Annotated in this window: 19 protein-coding genes; 16 read left to right on the top strand and 3 right to left on the bottom strand. The window is 69.9% G+C overall.

The window, feature by feature from the left end; genetic code table 11:
* The first annotated feature begins 9 nt into the window (after window positions 1-9).
* Genes dnaJ through era form a run of 7 tightly spaced genes read left to right on the top strand, consistent with a single transcriptional unit; the run spans window position 10 to window position 5,987 of the window.
* Window positions 10-1,119 carry a molecular chaperone DnaJ gene (dnaJ, locus tag ABD663_RS02645; RefSeq protein ID WP_344736297.1) on the top strand — a complete coding sequence of 370 codons (1,110 nt, stop codon included), beginning with the start codon at window positions 10-12 and terminating at the stop codon, window positions 1,117-1,119.
* Window position 1,120: 1 nt separating this feature from the next.
* Entirely contained in the window at window positions 1,121-1,858 is a 738-nt protein-coding gene (locus ABD663_RS02640) for a 16S rRNA (uracil(1498)-N(3))-methyltransferase (protein ID WP_344736296.1), read from the top strand.
* Window positions 1,859-1,882: 24 nt separating this feature from the next.
* Window positions 1,883-2,230, top strand: a complete 348-nt coding sequence (locus tag ABD663_RS02635; protein ID WP_344736295.1) for an HIT domain-containing protein — start codon at window positions 1,883-1,885, stop codon at window positions 2,228-2,230.
* Between the two features lie 40 nt (window positions 2,231-2,270).
* Entirely contained in the window at window positions 2,271-3,302 is a 1,032-nt protein-coding gene (locus tag ABD663_RS02630) for a PhoH family protein (protein ID WP_344736914.1), read from the top strand.
* The gene (gene ybeY, locus ABD663_RS02625; RefSeq protein WP_344736294.1) at window positions 3,299-3,769 is read left to right on the top strand and encodes an rRNA maturation RNase YbeY; all 471 of its coding nucleotides are present in this window, start codon (window positions 3,299-3,301) and stop codon (window positions 3,767-3,769) included. The genes ABD663_RS02630 and ybeY overlap by 4 nt, the downstream gene beginning before the upstream one ends.
* A complete protein-coding gene (locus ABD663_RS02620) occupies window positions 3,766-5,097 on the top strand; it encodes a hemolysin family protein (protein WP_344736293.1) in 1,332 nt (443 codons plus the stop codon). The genes ybeY and ABD663_RS02620 overlap by 4 nt, the downstream gene beginning before the upstream one ends.
* Window positions 5,094-5,987, top strand: coding sequence for a GTPase Era (gene era, locus ABD663_RS02615; protein ID WP_344736292.1), 894 nt, complete (start codon window positions 5,094-5,096; stop codon window positions 5,985-5,987). Before ABD663_RS02620 ends, era begins: the two co-directional genes overlap by 4 nt.
* A gap of 7 nt (window positions 5,988-5,994) precedes the next feature.
* Here era and ABD663_RS02610 read toward each other — a convergent pair whose 3' ends face one another.
* A complete protein-coding gene (locus tag ABD663_RS02610; RefSeq protein WP_344736291.1) occupies window positions 5,995-6,627 on the bottom strand; it encodes a hypothetical protein in 633 nt (210 codons plus the stop codon).
* Between the two features lie 187 nt (window positions 6,628-6,814).
* On the opposite strand from ABD663_RS02610, the gene leuA reads away from it, so the two are divergent.
* Window positions 6,815-8,575 carry a 2-isopropylmalate synthase gene (gene leuA / locus ABD663_RS02605; RefSeq protein ID WP_344736290.1) on the top strand — a complete coding sequence of 587 codons (1,761 nt, stop codon included), beginning with the start codon at window positions 6,815-6,817 and terminating at the stop codon, window positions 8,573-8,575.
* A gap of 3 nt (window positions 8,576-8,578) precedes the next feature.
* Here leuA and ABD663_RS02600 read toward each other — a convergent pair whose 3' ends face one another.
* Complete coding sequence (locus ABD663_RS02600) at window positions 8,579-9,265, bottom strand: trimeric intracellular cation channel family protein (protein ID WP_344736289.1); 687 nt, start codon at window positions 9,263-9,265, stop codon at window positions 8,579-8,581.
* Between the two features lie 94 nt (window positions 9,266-9,359).
* Here ABD663_RS02600 and ABD663_RS02595 point away from each other — a divergent pair, with 94 nt between their 5' ends.
* From ABD663_RS02595 to ABD663_RS02575, 5 genes are all read left to right on the top strand, one after another.
* Window positions 9,360-10,721, top strand: a complete 1,362-nt coding sequence (locus tag ABD663_RS02595; RefSeq protein ID WP_344736288.1) for a hypothetical protein — start codon at window positions 9,360-9,362, stop codon at window positions 10,719-10,721.
* 51 nt (window positions 10,722-10,772) lie between these two features.
* Window positions 10,773-11,510 (top strand): DNA repair protein RecO, encoded by a 738-nt coding sequence (recO, locus tag ABD663_RS02590; RefSeq protein ID WP_344736287.1) that lies wholly within the window; start codon window positions 10,773-10,775, stop codon window positions 11,508-11,510.
* Complete coding sequence (locus tag ABD663_RS02585) at window positions 11,507-12,313, top strand: isoprenyl transferase (protein WP_344736286.1); 807 nt, start codon at window positions 11,507-11,509, stop codon at window positions 12,311-12,313. Before recO ends, ABD663_RS02585 begins: the two co-directional genes overlap by 4 nt.
* Before the next feature lie 95 nt (window positions 12,314-12,408).
* Window positions 12,409-13,044, top strand: coding sequence for a hypothetical protein (locus ABD663_RS02580; protein ID WP_344736285.1), 636 nt, complete (start codon window positions 12,409-12,411; stop codon window positions 13,042-13,044).
* The gene (locus tag ABD663_RS02575; protein WP_344736284.1) at window positions 13,044-13,976 is read left to right on the top strand and encodes a hypothetical protein; all 933 of its coding nucleotides are present in this window, start codon (window positions 13,044-13,046) and stop codon (window positions 13,974-13,976) included. Before ABD663_RS02580 ends, ABD663_RS02575 begins: the two co-directional genes overlap by 1 nt.
* A gap of 16 nt (window positions 13,977-13,992) precedes the next feature.
* On the opposite strand, the gene ABD663_RS02570 is transcribed toward ABD663_RS02575, so the two are convergent.
* Entirely contained in the window at window positions 13,993-14,496 is a 504-nt protein-coding gene (locus ABD663_RS02570; RefSeq protein ID WP_344736283.1) for a glutathione peroxidase, read from the bottom strand.
* A gap of 58 nt (window positions 14,497-14,554) precedes the next feature.
* Here ABD663_RS02570 and dusB point away from each other — a divergent pair, with 58 nt between their 5' ends.
* From dusB to dnaG, 3 genes are read left to right on the top strand one after another with little or no spacing between them, the layout of a single operon-like run.
* Window positions 14,555-15,721, top strand: a complete 1,167-nt coding sequence (gene dusB / locus ABD663_RS02565) for a tRNA dihydrouridine synthase DusB (RefSeq protein ID WP_344736282.1) — start codon at window positions 14,555-14,557, stop codon at window positions 15,719-15,721.
* The gene (locus tag ABD663_RS02560) at window positions 15,693-17,030 is read left to right on the top strand and encodes a deoxyguanosinetriphosphate triphosphohydrolase (RefSeq protein WP_425561747.1); all 1,338 of its coding nucleotides are present in this window, start codon (window positions 15,693-15,695) and stop codon (window positions 17,028-17,030) included. Before dusB ends, ABD663_RS02560 begins: the two co-directional genes overlap by 29 nt.
* On the top strand, window positions 17,030-18,871 hold the full coding sequence (gene dnaG, locus ABD663_RS02555) for a DNA primase (protein WP_344736913.1): 1,842 nt from the start codon (window positions 17,030-17,032) through the stop codon (window positions 18,869-18,871). The genes ABD663_RS02560 and dnaG overlap by 1 nt, the downstream gene beginning before the upstream one ends.
* Window positions 18,872-18,897 lie beyond the last annotated feature (26 nt).

Below are 18,897 nucleotides of genomic sequence, written 5' to 3'. Positions count from 1 at the left end.
AAGGCGAATGTGGCTGACCACTACGAGGTGCTGGGCGTGTCGCGCGACGCGTCGACCGACGAGATCAAGAAGGCGTACCGCCGACTCGCTCGCGAGCTCCACCCCGACGTGAACCCCGGCGAGGACGCCGCCGAGCGGTTCAAGCTCGTGACGCACGCCTACGACGTGCTCAGCGATCCCGACCAGCGTGCGCGATACGACCGCGGCGGCGACTCGTCCGCGTTCGGGGGCGCTGGATTCGGCGGCTTCGGCGACATCTTCGAGACGTTCTTCGGGGCTGCGAACTCGGGTCGCGGTGCACGCCCCCGCTCGCGTCGCGAGCGCGGCCAGGACGCGCTGGTGCGCGTCACCCTCGAACTGCGCGACGTCGTCTTCGGCGTCCACCGCGACATCGAGGTCGACACCGCCGTCATCTGCCAGACGTGCGACGGATCCTGCTGCCAGCCGGGCACCTCGCCCGTGGCGTGCGACATCTGCCACGGCACCGGGCACGTGCAGCGTCAGGTGCGCAGTCTGCTCGGCAACGTCGTGACCAGTCAGCCCTGCACGGTGTGCCAGGGCTACGGCACGACGATCCCGTACCCGTGCGCGACCTGCCAAGGACAGGGACGCGTGCGCGCGCGCCGCACGGTCTCGCTCGACATCCCGGCCGGTGTCGAGACGGGGTTGCGACTGCAGCTGCCCGGCTCCGGCGAGGTCGGCCCGGCGGGCGGTCCCAACGGCGACCTGTACATCGAGGTGACCGTCTCGCCGCATGACGTGTTCAGCCGCGACGGCGATGATCTGCTCGCGACCGTCGAGGTGTCGATGCCGGACGCGATCCTCGGCACCACGACGACCGTCGAGGCCCTCGACGGACCGGTCGACCTCGAGCTGCGTCCGGGGGTTCAGTCGGGAGACGTGCTCACGATCAAGGGCCGCGGGATCACACCGCTGCGCGGTTCGCAGCGCGGGGATCTGCGCGTCGGCGTGCACGTCGTGACCCCGACCCGGCTCGATGGCAAGGATCGTGCCCTGATCGAGGAGTTCGCGCGCCGGACGAAGGCTCCCGGGCCCCGACTGGCCGAGTTCCATCAGGGTCTGTTCGCCAAGCTGCGCGATCGGTTCCGGAACAGCTGACGTGGCACTCCACTTCCTGCTCGATCGTGCCAGCGACGCCGACGTCGGCGACGAGGTGGTGCTGTCCGGCACCGAGGCCCACCACGCGAGCGCCGTGCGCCGGGTGCGAGCCGGCGAGCGGGTGTCGCTGGGCGACGGGCACGGAGCGCGTCTCGACGCCGAAGTCGTCGACGCCCAGCCGCGAGCCGTCACGGTGCGCGTCCTGAGTCGCACGGACGAGCCCGCGGCGTCGCCACGGATCGTACTCGCGCAGGCCCTCGCGAAGGGCGACCGGGATGAGCTCGCGATCCAGGCCGCGACCGAGCTCGGCGTCGATGAGATCGTGCCGTGGCAGGCATCGCGGAGCGTCTCCCGGTGGGACGCGGCCAAGGCGGTCAAGGGACGCCAACGCTGGTCGACGATCGTGCGTGAGGCATCCAAGCAGGCTCTCCGCGTGCGTGTCCCCGCGATCGCCGAGCCCATGACGACATCGACCTTGGCGCGGCGAGCGGCCGGCTCCCGCATGCTCGTGCTCGAACCGACCGCGTCGGCCGCGCTGACCGCCGAGGCGTGGCGGGAAGGCGACGAGCGGGACGTCGTGCTCGTGGTGGGTCCCGAGGGCGGCGTGAGCCCCGAGGAACGGGCGCTGTTCGCGGATGCCGGGGCCACCGCCGTCCGGCTCGGCGACACCGTGCTGCGCACGTCGACCGCGGGTCCGGCGGCGATCGCACTCATCGCTGCGGCGCTGGGCCGCTGGTGAGAGCGGCTCAGTAGACTGATGCGCATGTCGGAGCCCTCGATCTTCACGCGAATCCTGCAGGGCGAGATCCCATCCGAGATCCTCGCCGAGACCGAGAACGCCTTCGCGATCCGCGACATCGCGCCCCGGGCGCCGGTCCATCTGCTCGTCATCCCGAAGTCGGCGCAGTACCGCAACGTCGTCGAGCTCGCGGCGGGCGATCCCGAGCTGCTCGCCGAGATGGTGGGTCTCGCATCCACACTCGCCGCCGAGCAGGCCGACGGCGCCTTCCGCCTCGTGTTCAACACCGGTGCTGACGCCGGTCAGACCGTCTTCCACGTGCACGCCCACGTGCTGGCCGGATCGCTCGACGAAGCAGGTCTCGGTGGCTGACGAACCCGTCGTCGACCGCGTCTACGCCGACGGCGTGGCGATGGTGCAGCTGCTGGGCCCGCAGGACCGACTGCTCCGCGTGGTCGAGCGCGAGCATCCGGACGTCGAGATCCACGTCCGCGGCAACGAGATCACGCTCACCGGCGAGGCCGACGCGGTGCGTCGCGCACGGTCCCTCGTCGACGAGTTGCTCGCGATGACACAGGCAGGCCACGACCTCGGCCCGGCCGATGTGACCTCATCGGACCGGATCCTGCGCACCGAGGGCTCGCCTCGGCCGTCGGAGGTGCTGGGCGAAGCCATCCTGTCGTCGCGGGGCAAGGTGATCAGGCCGAAGACGCTCGGACAGAAGGCGTACGTCGACGCGATCGACGACCACACCGTCGTGTTCGGCATCGGCCCTGCGGGAACAGGGAAGACCTACCTGGCCATGGCCAAGGCCGTGCAGTCCCTTCAACGCCGCGAAGTGAGCCGCATCATCCTCACACGGCCGGCGGTCGAAGCGGGAGAGCGGTTGGGGTTCCTGCCCGGAACGCTCACCGACAAGATCGATCCGTACCTGCGGCCGCTCTACGACGCACTCAACGAGATGATGGATCCCGAGCTGGTTCCCAAGCTCATCGCGACCGGCACGATCGAGGTCGCGCCGCTCGCGTACATGCGCGGACGCACGTTGAACGACTCGTTCGTCGTCCTCGATGAGGCGCAGAACACGACCCCCGAGCAGATGAAGATGTTCCTCACGCGCCTCGGCTTCGGCACGAAGATGGTCGTCACGGGCGACATCACGCAGGTCGACCTGCCGCAGGGCGCGTCCGGTCTCCGCCTGGTCACCCGCGTGCTCGACCGCATCGACGACATCCACTTCGCCTCCCTGACCAGCGACGACGTCGTGCGGCACACGCTGGTGGGGCGCATCGTCGACGCCTACACCGAGTACGACGAGCGTCGGCTCGCCGCGCGACGTGAACGCGACGAGGCATCCGAGTTCGCGAACCGCGCCGACCGCCGAGCCGCATCCCGCCCGGCCGGCCCGCGCGACCGACTCCCGAAGCGAGGTCGATCATCATGACGATCGAGATCAGCAACGAATCCGGCATCGCCGTCGATGAGGCGGTGCTCCTGCGCCTGACCGAGCGCAATCTGGCCGAGCTCCACGTGAGTGCCGATGCCGACGTCGCGATCCTGCTCGTGGACGAGGGCGCGATGGAGGCGCTGCACGTGCAGTGGATGGACGAGCCGGGTCCCACCGACGTGCTGAGCTTCCCCATGGACGAGCTGCGGCCCGGCACCGAGGACGCGCCGACGCCGCCGGGTCTGCTCGGGGACATCGTGCTGTGCCCCCAGGTCGCCGAGACGCAGGCCGTGGCGGCCCACCACTCGACCAAGGACGAGCTGATCATGCTCACCACGCACGGTCTGCTCCACCTCCTCGGATTCGATCACGCGACCGCCGACGAGGAGCGCGAGATGTTCGGTCTGCAGAAGGACCTGATCGCCGGCTTCCAGGCCGCCGAGCGCCGACGACATCGCGCATGACCGCCGCCTTCCTGCTGATCGCCGCGGTGCTGCTGCTCGCCTTCGGCGCTCTGATGGCCGCTCTCGACGCGGCGCTCACGGTGAGCAGTCGAGCCGATCTCCTCGATCTGTCCGACACGGTGCGCAACGGCCGTCCGCTGCGTCGCATCGCCGACGACCCCGAGGCGCACGCCAACGCGGTGATCTTCATCCGCGTGCTCGCCGAGACTTCGGCGGCGGTGCTGGTGACGGTGGCGTTCACGCTGCTCTTCGACAGCATCTGGTGGGCGATGCTCGCCGCCGCCGTCCTCATGACCGGCGTGTCCTACGTCGTGGTCGGGGCGAGCCCCCGCAACGTCGGCCGCCAGCACGCCAAAGGCCTCCTTCGGGCGACCGCGCCCGTCGTGCGCGGCGTGCGGATCGTGCTCGGTCCGCTCGCGCACGGGCTGGTCATCCTCGGCACCCGGCTCACTCCGGGCGTCTCGCGCGGGTCGTCGTTCGCGTCGGAGGAGCAGCTGCTGAGCATCATCGACGACGCCGCCGAGAAGGAGCTCATCGAGCAGGACGACCGCGAGCTCATCCACTCCGTGTTCGAGTTCACCGACCGGTACGTGCGCGAGGTGATGATCCCTCGCACCGACATGGTCACGGTCGACGCCGACGAGACGACCACCGGCGCGATGCACATCTTCCTCGACAAGGGGGTGTCGCGTGTGCCGATCATGGACGACGACGCCGACGACGTCATCGGAATCCTGTACCTCAAGGACCTCGTGCAGTTCGGCTTCGGCGACGAGGCCGGTTGGCGCGCGGCATCCATCAGACCCATCGCTCGGCCGCCCATCTTCGTACCCGAGTCGATGAAGGCTGAGACGCTGCTGCAGCAGATGAAACGCGATGCCGTGCACGTGTGCATGGTCGTCGACGAGTACGGCGGCGTCTCGGGCCTGGTGACCCTGGAAGACCTCATCGAGGAGCTCGTCGGCGAGATCGCCGACGAGTACGACCCGCCCAGCGACGAGATCGTCGAGGTGGGGCCCGGCCGATTCCGGGTCAGCGCGCGGCTCGGCGTCGACGAGGTCGGCGACCTGTTCGGTCTCGACCTCGAAGACGAGGACGTCGATTCGATCGGCGGATTGCTGGGCAAGGCTCTCGGGCGCATCCCGCTTCCGGGGTCCACAGCGGACTACGCGGGCCTGATGATGACCGGCGGGGCGTCGCGCGGACGCGGACGCGGAATCGCCACCGTGTTCGTCGAGCGCGGTGACTCGGACGCACTCGAGTCCGAAGCGTCTGCGCGGGCACCGCGCACCGGCGAGATACGGCTTCCGAAGAAGGCAGAGACATGACCGACGCGAGGTCCGGATTCGTCACATTCGTGGGCCGACCCAACGTGGGCAAGTCCACGCTCACGAACGCGCTGGTCGGTGAGAAGGTCGCGATCACCAGCGACAAGCCGCAGACGACGCGACGGGCGATCCGCGGGATCGTCAACCGTCCCGCGGGTCAGCTCGTGATCGTCGACACCCCCGGCATCCACAAGCCGCGCACCCTGCTCGGCCAGCGGCTCAACGACCTCGTCGAGCAGGTGCTCTCGGACGTCGATGTGATCGGCATGTGTGTGCCCGCCGATGAGAAGGTCGGGCCGGGCGACCGGCGCATCGCCGAGTCCCTCGACGGCTACGCACGAGCGAAGAAGGTCGCGATCGTGACGAAGACGGATGCCGCCACGCGCGACCAGGTGACCGAACGGCTGCTCGAGGTCGATGCGCTGCGCGAGGACTGGGCCGCGGTGATCCCGCTGTCGGCTTCGACCGACCTTCAACTCGACGTCCTCGTCGACGAGCTGCTCGCCCTCATGCCGACAGGACCGGCCCTGTACCCGGAAGGCGTCGTCACGGATGAGACCGTCGAGGACCGCATCGCGGAGATCATCCGGGAGGCGGCCCTCGATGGCGTGCGCGACGAACTGCCGCATTCGATCGCCGTCGTCGTCGATGACATCGTGCCGCGCGAGGACTCGGATCTCACCGACATCTACGCCGACATCGTGGTCGAACGCGACAGTCAGAAGGGGATCATCATCGGTCACCGCGGTGCCCGGCTGCGCGAGGTGGGAGCCACGGCGCGCTCGGGCATCGAGCCGCTGCTGGGGTCGCGCGTGTTCCTGTCGCTGCATGTGCGCGTCGCGAAGGAGTGGCAGCGCGACCCGAAGCAGCTGGGCCGCCTCGGTTTCTGAGGTCTCGTCAGCCGTCGATCGGGTTCATCGCCGACCGGATCACGACGACGCCTTCGCCGAACTCGGCGTCGGCCGCGTCCTGGAAGGTGCCGTCATCCCAGACGACGTCGACCCACAGCCATCCGTTGTCGGGGAAGGACGACAGATAGGCCGCGTCGAGTCGGTCGGGCAATTCGTCCTGGAGCGCCGTCACGTCGGCCTCACTCCCGTCACCGGGCTCGCCCCCGGTGGGATCCTCGGGGCGCATCGGGTCGTACAGGGCGAGCATGATCGGTGTCTGCGTGACGGTGAATCGCTCGCCGTCGTACGTGCCGTAGACGGCATACGAACCCCACCGCACCTCGCCCGAGGTCTCGGAGCCCTCGACGCCGTCCCAGCTCCATCCGTCGACCGGGATGCCCAGACACTGCGGCGGGTACGATTCGGCGATCGTTCCGAGGCACAGCTCCACCTCGCCGTCGACATCCATGACCATGCCCTGCGCGACGACGTCGCTCTCGGGCGGCGCGGGCCATACCGCGCCGAGCGGAAGGGTCGCGTCGGCTCCGGGCGTTCCCGCGGTCGCGCAGGCGGTCAGGGCGAGCAGGGATGCCGCGCCGAGCGCGGCGACGGCGTGGAGCCGTCGAGGGAATGCGGTCATGTGCTGTGAGTGTCGGCCGTCCGCCGATCGTCTCAGGTTCGCCGTCGTCGAGCGCCGGGTGTATCGTGTGACCATGCGCTTCGGCCGACTTCTCCTTCTTAGTCGCCGCGACGGGGCCTCGATCTAGGGCCTTCCTCGTCGCGGAGCTTGTCGTCGGCCCGCCCACTCGACGAGGAAGAAGCGACCCATGGAGAACACCCAGCAGCCTTCGGGCATGCCGATCCACAAGTATCGGCCCTATCACGATCAGATCGACGTCCCCCTGACCGACCGCACGTGGCCGGACGCGCGGATCACGGCTGCACCCCGATGGTGTGCCGTCGACCTCCGCGACGGCAACCAGGCGCTCATCGACCCCATGAGTCCCGAGCGCAAGCGCATCATGTTCGAACTGCTCGTCGCCATGGGCTACAAGGAGATCGAGGTCGGCTTCCCGAGCGCGAGCCAGACGGACTTCGACTTCGTCCGTCAGCTCATCGAGGACGACCTCATCCCGGACGACGTCACCATCCAGGTGCTGACCCAGGCGCGCGCCCACCTCATCGAGCGCACCTACGAGTCGATCCGCGGCGCGAAGCGGGCCATCGTGCATCTCTACAACTCCACGAGCGTGCTGCAGCGCGACGTCGTGTTCCGCACCGACCGTCAGGGCATCATCGACATCGCCCTCGAGGGCGCGCGTCTGTGCCGCGAGTACGAGAAGCGCATCCCCGAGACCCGCGTCTTCTACGAGTACTCGCCGGAGAGTTACACCGGAACCGAGCTCGACTTCGCCGTCGACGTGTGCAACCAGGTGCTCGAAGTGTTCGAGCCGACGCCCGATCGCAAGGTCATCATCAACCTGCCCGCGACCGTCGAGATGGCGACGCCCAACGTCTACGCCGACTCGATCGAGTGGATGTCGCGCCACCTGAACCACCGCGACAACGTCATCCTGTCGCTTCACCCCCACAACGACCGCGGCACCGCCATCGCCGCGGCCGAGCTCGGATACATGGCCGGAGCGGACCGCATCGAAGGGTGCCTGTTCGGCAACGGCGAGCGCACCGGCAACGTCGACCTGGTGGCGCTGGGCATCAACCTGCTGACGCAGGGGATCGACCCCCACATCGACTTCAGCGACATCGACCATGTCAAGCGCACGGTCGAGTACTGCAACCAGCTGCCCGTGCACGAGCGCAGCCCGTGGGCCGGAGACCTCGTGTTCACCGCGTTCAGCGGATCGCATCAGGACGCGATCAAGAAGGGGTTCGAGTCGATGGAGGCCCGCGCCGCGGCGTCCGGCGTCGACGTCGACGAGCTCGACTGGGCGGTCCCCTACCTGCCGATCGACCCGAAGGACCTGGGTCGCTCGTACGAGGCGGTCATCCGCGTGAATTCGCAGTCCGGCAAGGGCGGGGTGGCCTATCTGCTGAAGTCGGACCACGCGCTCGATCTTCCGCGTCGCCTGCAGATCGAGTTCTCGGGCGTCGTCCAGGCGAAGACCGACTCGGATGGGGGGGAGGTCACCAGCGACCAGATCTGGGAGGTCTTCACCGACGAGTACCTGCCGTCGGCGGTCGAACAGGCCCGCTGGGGTCGGTTCGAACTTCTCGCCACCAGTACGCGAAGCGACATGTCGGGTGATGTGGCTCTCGAGGTCACGCTCCGCGACGGCGACCGGCAGTTCGTGGCCTCCGGCCACGGCAACGGCCCGGTCGCGGCGTTCCTCGAGGTCGTTCGCGCACAGGGCTTCGACGTGACGGTCTACGACTACGTCGAGCACGCGCTGAGTTCCGGCGGCGACGCCCAGGCAGCGGCGTACATCGAACTCCAGGTCGACGGTGAGCGGCTGTGGGGCGTGGGCATCGACGGCGACATCTCCACCGCGTCGCTCAAGGCGATCGTGTCGGGTGTCAATCGGGCGATCCGCGCACGGCGCGCACAGGAGCAGCTGACCGCGGTCTGACCCTCAACGCCGGATGACCGGGACGGCCGAGGTCTCGACGGCGACCTTCCGGCGGTAGAGCGCGCGCTGCTCCGGCAGCGAGATGTCGAAGATCACGGCGAGCAGGCGGATGACGGTGGTCACCGCCACGCCGATGATCGCGGCGACGACGAGGTTCAGGCCGAACGCGTGCGCGCCGGCGAGTACGAGGCATCCGGCGCCCGCGGCGACCGCATACAGCGAGCCGACGTGCATGATCGCCGTCGGCAGTCCCATCAGCATGTCGCGCAGGATGCCTCCTCCCACCGCGGCGCACACGCCGACGAACACGGCGGGGATGAGGGGCAGCCCGAGGGTGAGGGCCTTGCTGGTGCCGAAGGCTCCGAACAGCCCGATCACGACGGCGTCGAGTCCGACGATGACGGCATTCAGTCGCTGGAAGAGACCGGCCAGAAGCATGCCCAGCAGTGCGGCGAGCGTCGCGGTGAGAAGGTACCAATTGCTCTGAAGGGTCACCGGCGTCGTGTTCAGCAGCAGGTCGCGGATCAGGCCGCCGCCCATCCCCATGACGATGCCGATGATCGCGACGCCGAGCAGGTCGAGGCGGCGCTGGCCACGGAAGCCGGAGGCGAAGAGCGCACCCTGGATGCCGCCGAGTCCGACGGCGATGAGGTCCGCCCACAGCGGGATGACGAACAGCGGTTGATCCACCACCCCATTGTGGGGCCGCGCGGAACCTTACGGTTCGCGGATGACGCGGCATCCGCTGTGGGTCCGACGCCGCACCGCGAATACTCTCGGACACATGACTGATCCACGCGCTTCCGCCACCCGCGCGGACCGTGGATCCCGGGCTGCCGCCGTCGGCCTCGCCGTGACGTTGCTGCTGATCGCGCTGGCGGTTTCGGTGCCGCTGCTGACCGGGTGGGATGTGGTCACGCGGGCGGCGCGCAGCGAGGACGACCGGGCCGTTCCGCCGCTGCACGGCGTCTGGGTGCCGCACATCGGCGTCGCGACGATCGCCGTGGTCGTGCTGGCCCTGCTCGCGCTGCGCTACGCGGCATCCCTCGCCCTGACGCTGCCGTGGCGCGGCGTGCTCGCTGCCGGCAGCGGTGCCGCGTTCACCTGGATGCTGAGCCTCGCACTCGTCGACGGTCCGTCGGGGATCTCGCGCGTACTCGGGAACCCATGGGAGTACCTGCGCACTGCGCGCGAGGTCGACGACATCGGCGTGCTCCTGTCGGAGTACCTGTCGCGCGTGCCGTTGGACGCGCAGGACAACTGGGTGACCCACGTCGCCGGCCACCCGCCGGGGATGCTGCTGGTCTTCGTGGCCCTGGTGCGGATGGGGTTGGGAGCCGACTTCGTGGCGGGGCTCATCGTGACCGCGATCGCGTCCCTCCTGGCGCCCGCGGTGCTGGTGACGGTGCGAGCGCTGGTCGACGAGTCCACCGCCCGCCGCGCGGCGCCGTTCGTGGTCTTCACCCCCGCGGCGGTGTTCCTCTCGGTGTCGGCCGACGCCGTCATCGCCGTGGTCGGTGCGTGGGGGATCGCGTTGCTGGCTCTGGGGGCGACCAGCAGGCGGAGCGGTCCGCTGTGGGCGTGGTCGGCGGGGGCGGGGCTGCTGCTCGGCGGCTCGGTGATGATGTCGTACGGGATGCCCCTCTACGGTGTGCTCGCCGTCGCGGTGCTCATCGCCGCGAAGCGGTGGCAGCCGCTGCCGATCGCCGCCGGTGTCGCGCTGCTCGTCGTGCTCTCCTTCGCGGCGGCCGGCTTCGCGCTGTGGGAGGCGTTCCCGGTGATCTCGGAGCGGTACTGGGACGGCATCGCCCGTCGGCGCCCGTTCGAGTACTGGGTGTGGGGCAACCTCGCCGCCCTGGCGATCAGCGCCGGTCCCTTCGTGGGCGCGGGTATCGCGGCGACCGGGGCGCGGTGGCGCGAGTTGCGCCGCGGGATGCTGCTGCTGGTCGGCGCCGGGATCGCGATGGTGGTGCTCGCAGACCTGTCGGGCATGAGCAAGGCCGAGGTCGAGCGCATCTGGCTGCCCTTCATGCCCTGGTTGACGCTGGCGATGGCCGCTCTGCCCGACCGCTGGCTCCGACCGGCGCTCGGAGGTCAGCTGCTGTGGGCGGTGCTGGTCCAGCATCTGCTCTACACGGTCTGGTGATCGGCGGCCCGCCGCCGCCTCGATGTCGTCTCGGACGGGGATAATCGACGGGTGCCCACCTATCGCGACGAGGTCGCGGTGCTCCGCACCCACAAGCTGGGGGAGGCGGACCGCATCGTCACCCTCTTGAGCAGACGCCACGGCAAGATCCGCGCCGTGGCCAAGGGCGTGCGCCGCACGTCGTCGCGCTTCGGGTCTCGACTCGAGCCGTTCATGGTCGCCGACGTCCAGCTGTACCGGGGCCGGACGCTCGACATCGTCCAGCAGGCCGAGTCATTGGGCTCGTACGGCGCGCCGATCGTCGCCGACTACGACCGCTTCACCGCCGCCAGCGCGATGGTCGAAACCGCCGACCGGCTCAACGAAGCCGAAGCGACTTCGCAGCAGTACCTGCTGCTCGTCGGAGGGCTGCGCGCGCTCGCACGCGGCGAGCACCGCTCGCGCAGCATCCTGGACTCCTACCTGCTGCGGGCGATGGCGCTGTCGGGGTGGGCCCCCGGCCTCTCGGAATGCGCCCGCTGCGGGGCCCCCGGACCGCATCCCTCGTTCGTCGCACAACTGGGCGGAACGGTGTGCGATGGGTGTGCGCCGACCGGCGCCGCCCGTATCGACCCGGCGACGTCCGCCCTGCTGCGCGCACTCATGGCCGGTGAATGGGACGACGTCGCTGCCGCCCCCACCGCAGCCACGGCGTCCGCCTCCGGCCTCGTCGCGGCCTATGCGCAGTGGCACCTCGAGCGCGGCATCCGCTCGCTGTCGCAGCTCACGGCGGCGGAGGCCTCGCGATGACACCCAAGCCGTACACGCATCGCGACGCGGTGCCGTACCGGCCCATCGACTGGACCGGGCTGTACCCGCCCGAGTTCGCGAAGGTGCCGAACCATGTCGCGATCGTCATGGACGGCAACGGGCGGTGGGCCAACCGTCGCGGCCTCACGCGCATCGAGGGGCATCGCGCGGGCGAGGCGGCACTGCTCGACGTCGTCGCCGGTGCGATCCAGGTGGGCGTGCGACACCTCTCGGTCTATGCGTTCTCGACCGAGAACTGGTCACGCTCGCCCGATGAGGTGCGGTTCCTGATGGGGTTCAATCGCGATGTGCTCCACCGTCGCCGTGACCAGCTCAATGAGTGGGGCGTGCGCGTGCGATGGGCGGGCCGCCGCCCCCGCCTGTGGTCGAGCGTGATCAAGGAGCTGCAGCTGGCCGAGCGCATGACCGCGGCCAACGACATCCTCACGCTCACGATGTGCGTCAACTACGGCGGCCGCGTCGAGATCGTCGACGCGGTGCGCTCGATCGCCGACGATGTCGCCGACGGCCGACTGCGCCCGTCGGCCGTCACCGAGAAGCTCATCGCGCGTCGGCTCTACCAGCCCGACATGCCTGATGTGGACCTGTTCGTCCGATCGAGCGGCGAGCAGCGCACGTCGAACTTCCTGCTGTGGGAGTCCGCGTACGCCGAGTACGCCTTCCTCGACACGCTGTGGCCCGACTTCACGCGCACCGACCTGTGGAATGCCATCGAGATGTTCCAGCATCGCGAGCGTCGGTTCGGCGGGGCCGTCGACGCTCCCGAACCCCCCGCGCTCTGACACCTGTCGCGCGGGCGCCCCGAGGCGTATCCTGCGAGCCATCCGGTGCTCTTGATCGGTGCGGTCGCTGTCGTGCGGCCGATCGGAGGTGCGTCATGTCGATGCCCCGTGGTCGGGTTGCGTCGTTCGCCGCGGTCGTGTCGCTCGCCCTCGCACTCGTCCTGTCCGCGTGCGCGCCGGTGTCGGAGGAGGGAACCCCGTCGTCGGTCGTCTCGCAGGCGGGCGGTGGCGCTGACGCCGACCACGCCGACGAGGAGGGCGGCGGGCAGACCGACGGACAGGCGGACCCGGAGCAGGAGACCACACGCACCGGGCCCGTCGCGCAGTACGGCGGGCCGGCCTACGGCGACCAGGGGACCGCCGAAGTGCTCGAGGACGGAGCGTGGTGCAAGACGCTCGCCGTGTTCTGGGGCGGCGATCAGCCCGTGCCCGCCGGGGTGTCGTTCACCTTCGAGACGGCAGTCGTCAGCCCCGGCGGCCTCACGGTCGAATCCGCGGTCTGCGGCACACGCAACGCCGACCGGGCCTGCCTCGGCCTGACGGTCGCGGCGGACGAGGATGGCATCTTCTGCAGCCTTCTGCTGCGCCCCGACGACGCGTTCGCCGACGGGACCACCATCACCTTCACCGGCACCTTGGACTGCCCGACCTCCGAGGTGTGCGACCAGGTCGCCGCGCGCAAGGTCGATCCGGGTCCGCCCATCGTCGTGAACGACCCCGACGGTTCGTGATGTCGCGGCCGGGGATGCGTGGGCGCGAGGAGGCGATCGCGTCGGTCGAGCCCGCCCCGGGGCAGGGATTCGAGAAGTGGATGGGCTTCCTCTCGGGATTCGTCGCACCGCTGACCGTGGTGACGGCCCTGCTGTTCTACTTCGGCTACGTGTCGACCCGCGAGTTCTTCCTGTACTTCGGCATCGACGTCGACCTCATCGGACTGGGCTCGCAGGAGTTCGTGATGCGCAGCCCCGGAGCCCTGTTCATCCCGGTGATGGTGCTCCTGCTGCTCTCGGCGGGACTCCTCGTCGGGCACCGGATGCTTCGCCGCCGCCTGGTGGAGGAGCCGGTGGCCGTCGCGGGCCGCGTGGTCGCGACGATCGCGTGGTCGGGGATCGGTCTCGTCCTCGGCGGGCTCCTCGTCGCCTTCCTCGGGCCCGTGCTCGCCGACGGGGGAGTCGCCCAGCTGATCACGCCGGTCCTCCTCGCGGTCGGCGCGGGGCTGTGCGCCTACGCGGCCTCCACGGCCCGGGCACGAGGTGCGTCGCTCTCGCGGACGGTGGTCGTGCTCCTGGTCCTGGTGATGGTCGCCGGCACGTTCTGGGCCACCGCCACCGTGGCGCAATGGTGGGGTCGAGGCCAGGCCCGCGCCGTGGCATCCGACTTCACCGTGCTGCCCGCGGTCGTGCTCGACACGCGCGAGCGGCTCGCGCCCGGCAACGACGCGATCACGTTCCATGAGCTCGACGTCCCGGATGCCGACGGGGGTGCGACCTACGGATTCCGCTACTTCGGACTGCGTCTGCTGGCTCAGGGCGACGGCCGCCTCTATCTGGTGCCCGACCGGTGGTCGCCGAACGCGTCGACCATCGTCGTGCCGTACGACGACGTGCGCGTGCGGTTCCGGTTCGTTCCCGACGCCGACCCGCCGTCCGGATCGCGCAGATGACAGGGCGCGCCTGAGGTCAGCGCGGCAGATTCCTCTCGATCACGGACACGATCGCGGGATCGTCGGGCTTGAGCTGCGGGCGGAAGCGGTGCACTTCGCCGTCGGGCGTGAGCACGAACTTCTCGAAGTTCCAGCGGATCCGGCCCGCGTGCCCGCCGTCGTCGGCATTCTGCTTGAGCGCCTTGTACAGAGGTGCGGCCTTGCCGCCGTTGACCTTGACCTTGTCGAAGACGGGGAAGCTCACACCCCACGTGGTCGAGCAGTACTCCAGGATCTCGTCCATCGACCCCGGCTCCTGGCCCATGAACTGGTTGCAGGGGAATCCCAGCACGGTGAATCCGCGGTCGGCGTAGGCCTTCTGCAGCTGCTCCAGCTGCTCGTACTGCGGAGTCAACCCGCACCTCGAGGCGACATTGACGACCAGCACCACGTCGTCGGCGTAGTCGCTGAGCGTCGCGGTGCCCCCGTCCGCGGTCTGGAACGGAATCTGGCGGATGTCGGTGACCGTCTGCTCGCTCATGGCTCCAGGCTACGGTGCCGCGGGATGCCAGGGGGTCTTCGTCTGGGAGAATGGGGGAGTGACCACCGCCATCGCCCCTGCTCGGACGCTGCGCATCGGGCCGATCGAGCTCGATGCGCCCGTCGTGCTGGCGCCGATGGCCGGCATCACCAACACCGCCTTCCGCCGACTGTGCCGCGAGTACGGCGCCGGCCTTTACGTGAGCGAGATGATCACGTCGCGGGCTCTCGTCGAGCGGAACGAGACCACCATGCGGCTCATCCGGCACCACGAGTCGGAGACGCCCCGATCGATCCAGCTCTACGGCGTGGATCCGTCCACCGTCGAAGGCGCCGTGCGCGTGCTGGTCGACGAGGACCGAGCCGACCACATCGACCTGAACTTCGGCTGTCCCGTGCCCAAGGTCACGCGCAAAGGCGGCGGTGCGGCGCTGCCGTGGAAGCTCGGCCTGTTCCGCGACATCGTCACCCGCGCGGCACGCGCCGCCGGGGACATCCCGCTGACGGTCAAGATGCGCAAGGGCATCGACGCCGACCACCTGACGTTCCTCGACGCCGGTCGCATCGCCGAAGACGCGGGAGTCGCCGCGGTCGCGCTGCACGCACGCACCGCCTCCGAGTTCTATTCGGGCACCGCGGACTGGTCGGCGATCAGCGCTCTCAAGGAAGCAGTCACGAGCGTGCCGGTGCTCGGGAACGGCGACATCTGGTCGGCCGAGGACGCCGTCCGGATGATGTCCGAGACCGGGTGCGACGGTGTCGTCGTCGGTCGCGGATGCCTCGGACGCCCCTGGCTGTTCGGAGACCTGGCGCGCTCGCTCGGCAGCGCGGCGGCGGCGGGGGGAGCCCCTGTCGACGCCACCCTCGGATTCGTCGCGGCAGCATTCCGCCGTCATGCGCAGCTGCTCGTCGAGTTCTTCGACGACGAGGACCGCGGCTGTCGCGACATCCGCAAGCACGTCGCCTGGTACTTCAAGGGGTACCCGGTCGGCGGCGACCTGCGCGCGCGGCTGGCGACCGTCTCGTCCCTCGTCGAGATCGATGATCTGCTGGCAGAGCTGGATCTCGGCGCGCCGTACCCCGGTGTGGCGGCGGAAGGTCAACGCGGCCGGGCCGGCAGTCCGAAGCGACCGGCGCTGCCGGACGGATGGCTGGCCTCGCGCGAACTCGGCACCGAGGCATCCTGCGCCCTCGCCGATGCGGAACTCGACCACAGTGGCGGCTGACGGCCTGCCGCACGCGGACGGCTACGACGCGCACGCCCGCGAGAGGTTTCACACCGAGCGCCACCGCTCCAGCCGCGACGACTTCGCGCGTGACCGCGCGCGCGTGCTCCACTCGGCCTCGTTGCGCCGCCTGGCCGCCAAGACCCAGGTGCTGAGCCCCGCGAGTCCGGCGGATTTCGCACGAAACCGCCTCACCCACTCGCTCGAGGTGGCGCAGGTCGGCCGCGAACTCGCCACCGCGCTCAGGCTCGCTCCGGACGTCGTCGACGCGGCGTGCCTGAGCCATGACCTCGGCCATCCGCCGTTCGGCCACAACGGCGAACGCGCACTCAACGATTGGGCCGAGCACATCGGCGGGTTCGAGGGGAACGCGCAGACGCTGCGGATCCTCACCCGCCTCGAGCCGAAGGTGCTCGACGAATCGGGTCGGGCCTTCGGGCTCAATCTCACCCGGGCCAGCCTCGACGCCGCGTGCAAGTACCCCTGGACGGCGGACCACCCGCTGCCCGACCCCGGCGGACGGCTGAAGTTCGGCGTGTACCCCGACGACGAGGACGTCTTCCATTGGCTGCGCGAGGGTGCCCCCGGTCGCGTGCGCTGCATCGAGGCCGAGGTGATGGACCTGTCGGACGACATCGCGTACTCGGTGCACGACTTCGAGGATGCGATCGTCAACCGATACCTCGATCCCGCGGAGCTCGATGCGGATGGCGGTCACGACGCGTTGGTGCGGGCGATCCAGGCCTGGGTGGGGTACGACTTCGCGCGGGATGAACTCGAGGATGCGCTGTACCGCCTGATGCGGATGCCCGAGTGGATCGACGGGTTCGACGGCTCACGCGCGGCGCTCGCCCGCCTCAAGAACCTGACGAGCGACCTCATCGGGCGGTTCGCCCGCGCCGCGACGACCGCGACCCGCGAGGCGCACGCCGTGGACGTGCTGACCCGGTACTCGGCTCATGTCGTGGTGCCGCGCGTCGTCGAAGCCGAGATGGCCGTCCTCAAAGGCATCGTCGGTGCCGCGGTGGTCGGCATCGAGGGTCGCAAGGAGCTCTACAAAGAGCAGCGGCGCGTGCTCAAGCGGCTGGCGACCGCCCTGTCGGAGCATCCCGATACGCTCGAGCCGATGTACGCCGACGACTACGCCGCGGCGCCGAGCGATGCGCAGCGCGCACGCGTGGTCGTCGACCAGGTCGCGAGCCTCACGGATCAGCTCGCGATCGCCTGGCATGAGCGGCTCGTCGGCGAGGTCGACGCCCCGTCGCTGGGCGTGTGGATGCCGCGATCGCCGGCGGCGGAGCCGCGCTGATGGCCGGCCTCATCCGTCAAGCGGATGTCGATGAGGTGAAGGCGCGCACCGACATCTCCGACATCATCGGCGAGCGGGTCGCGCTCAAGCCCGCCGGGGTCGGCTCGATGAAGGGCCTGTGTCCCTTCCACGACGAACGCTCGCCGAGCTTCAATGTGCGGCCGCAGGCGGGCTTCTACCACTGCTTCGGGTGCGGCGAGTCGGGCGACGTCTACTCGTTCCTGCGCAAGATGGACCACCTGTCGTTCGCCGAAGCCGTCGAGCGGCTCGCCGGCCGGATCGGCTACACCCTGCACTACGAGGACGGCGGCACGGCCGCCGACACATCCGGACGCACTCGGCTCTACGCGGCGAACACCGCCGCCGCTGAGTGGTTCCGCGGCCGACTCGCGACGCCGGAAGCCGATATCGCGCGGCGGTTCTTGGGCGAACGCGGCTTCGACGCCGGTGCCGCCGCCCACTTCGGCGTGGGATACGCACCGCAGGGATGGTCGGGCCTGGTCGAAGCACTCGGCAAACAGGGTTTCACCCCCGAGGAGCTTCTCGCCGCCGGTCTCGTCTCGCAGGGACAGCGCGGGGTGTACGACCGCTTCCGCGGCCGTGCGGTGTGGCCGATCCGTGATGTCACGGGGCAGACGATCGGCTTCGGCGCGCGACGCCTGCACGAAGACGACCAAGGTCCCAAGTATCTGAACACCCCCGAGACCACGATCTACCGCAAGGCGAATGTGCTGTACGGCCTCGACCTCGCCAAGCGCGACATCTCGCGCGAACACCGAGTGGTCGTCGTCGAGGGCTACACGGACGTCATGGCCTGCCACCTCGCGGGGGTGACGACGGCGATCGCCACGTGCGGCACAGCGTTCGGCGCCGACCACATCACGGTGCTGCGCCGCGTGATGGGAGATGACACCGCCGCCGGCGAGGTCGTGTTCACCTTCGATCCGGATGCCGCAGGCCAGAAGGCCGCGCTGCGTGCCTTCGCCGACGCGAAGCGGTTCAACGCCCAGACCTACGTCGCCACCGGCCCCGAGGGGCTCGACCCGTGCGACCTTCGGCTGCAGCGCGGCGACGGCGCCGTTCGATCGGTCATCGAGACGAAGGTGCCGATGGTGGAGTTCGTGCTCGATCAGCGCATGGCGCCCTTCGATCGCTCCACGGTCGAAGGACGCCTGGGTGCGCTGCGCGCGGCCGCTCCGGTCGTGTCGGATCTGCGTGACGGACTGCTGCAGGCCGAGTACACACGCGTGCTCGCCCGTCGGCTCGGACTCGACCCGACCGACGTGCGTCGCGAGGTCGAGCGCGCAGGTCGAGCGCCGGCGACCCCGCAGCGCCGCGCCGCGGAGGGCGGACAGGACGACCGTCCGGTGAGGGTGACCCTCGCCTCACTGCCCCGCACTCCCGAGATCGCGCTCGAGCGGGATGCCCTGATGGCGTTCCTTCAGTTCGGCCATCTGCTCGATCGCGACCTCATGGTGCAGGCGGTCGCGATGCCGTTCCGGCATCCCGCCCTCGATGCCGTGCGCTCGACCATCGCCGCTCATCCGGATGCCGACGGTCGTGGGTGGGCGACGGCGGTGATCGACGAGATCCCCGAGCCGTTCGGGTCGCTGGGAGCCGAACTGCTCGCCGCCGACTTCCCCGCGCTCGACGACGTCCGTGCGGTGGCCGCCGCGACGTCGCTCGCGCGGCGGGTCGTCGGCCGGGGACTCGACCGGGAGAAGGCCGAACTGCAGGGTGAGCTGCAGCGGGTGGCGCCGGAGTCCGAGGCGGGTCGCGCGCTGCGGATCCGCATGCGCGACCTCGACCTGCGACGACGCGCTCTCGACGCCGAGGACTGACATCGGGCGGTGGCGGCGCGGCGGCG

It is taken from the genome of Microbacterium awajiense (assembly GCF_039536545.1).
Classification (GTDB): Bacteria; Actinomycetota; Actinomycetes; order Actinomycetales; family Microbacteriaceae; genus Microbacterium; species Microbacterium awajiense.
Note: the sequence above shows the minus strand (reverse complement) of the source record. Positions and strands in the feature narration are given on the sequence as shown.

Coding starts and splice junctions, on each gene's coding strand:
- ABD663_RS02635 (WP_344736295.1), top strand. CDS start 1,883: ATGTCGGAGCCCTCGATCTTCACGCGAATCCTGCAGGGCGAGATCCCA.
- ABD663_RS02630 (WP_344736914.1), top strand. CDS start 2,271: ATGGTGCAGCTGCTGGGCCCGCAGGACCGACTGCTCCGCGTGGTCGAG.
- ybeY (WP_344736294.1), top strand. CDS start 3,299: ATGACGATCGAGATCAGCAACGAATCCGGCATCGCCGTCGATGAGGCG.
- ABD663_RS02620 (WP_344736293.1), top strand. CDS start 3,766: ATGACCGCCGCCTTCCTGCTGATCGCCGCGGTGCTGCTGCTCGCCTTC.
- era (WP_344736292.1), top strand. CDS start 5,094: ATGACCGACGCGAGGTCCGGATTCGTCACATTCGTGGGCCGACCCAAC.
- ABD663_RS02610 (WP_344736291.1), bottom strand. CDS start 6,627: ATGACCGCATTCCCTCGACGGCTCCACGCCGTCGCCGCGCTCGGCGCG.
- leuA (WP_344736290.1), top strand. CDS start 6,815: ATGGAGAACACCCAGCAGCCTTCGGGCATGCCGATCCACAAGTATCGG.
- ABD663_RS02595 (WP_344736288.1), top strand. CDS start 9,360: ATGACTGATCCACGCGCTTCCGCCACCCGCGCGGACCGTGGATCCCGG.
- ABD663_RS02585 (WP_344736286.1), top strand. CDS start 11,507: ATGACACCCAAGCCGTACACGCATCGCGACGCGGTGCCGTACCGGCCC.
- ABD663_RS02580 (WP_344736285.1), top strand. CDS start 12,409: ATGTCGATGCCCCGTGGTCGGGTTGCGTCGTTCGCCGCGGTCGTGTCG.
- ABD663_RS02575 (WP_344736284.1), top strand. CDS start 13,044: ATGTCGCGGCCGGGGATGCGTGGGCGCGAGGAGGCGATCGCGTCGGTC.
- ABD663_RS02570 (WP_344736283.1), bottom strand. CDS start 14,496: ATGAGCGAGCAGACGGTCACCGACATCCGCCAGATTCCGTTCCAGACC.
- ABD663_RS02560 (WP_425561747.1), top strand. CDS start 15,693: ATGCGGAACTCGACCACAGTGGCGGCTGACGGCCTGCCGCACGCGGAC.
- dnaG (WP_344736913.1), top strand. CDS start 17,030: ATGGCCGGCCTCATCCGTCAAGCGGATGTCGATGAGGTGAAGGCGCGC.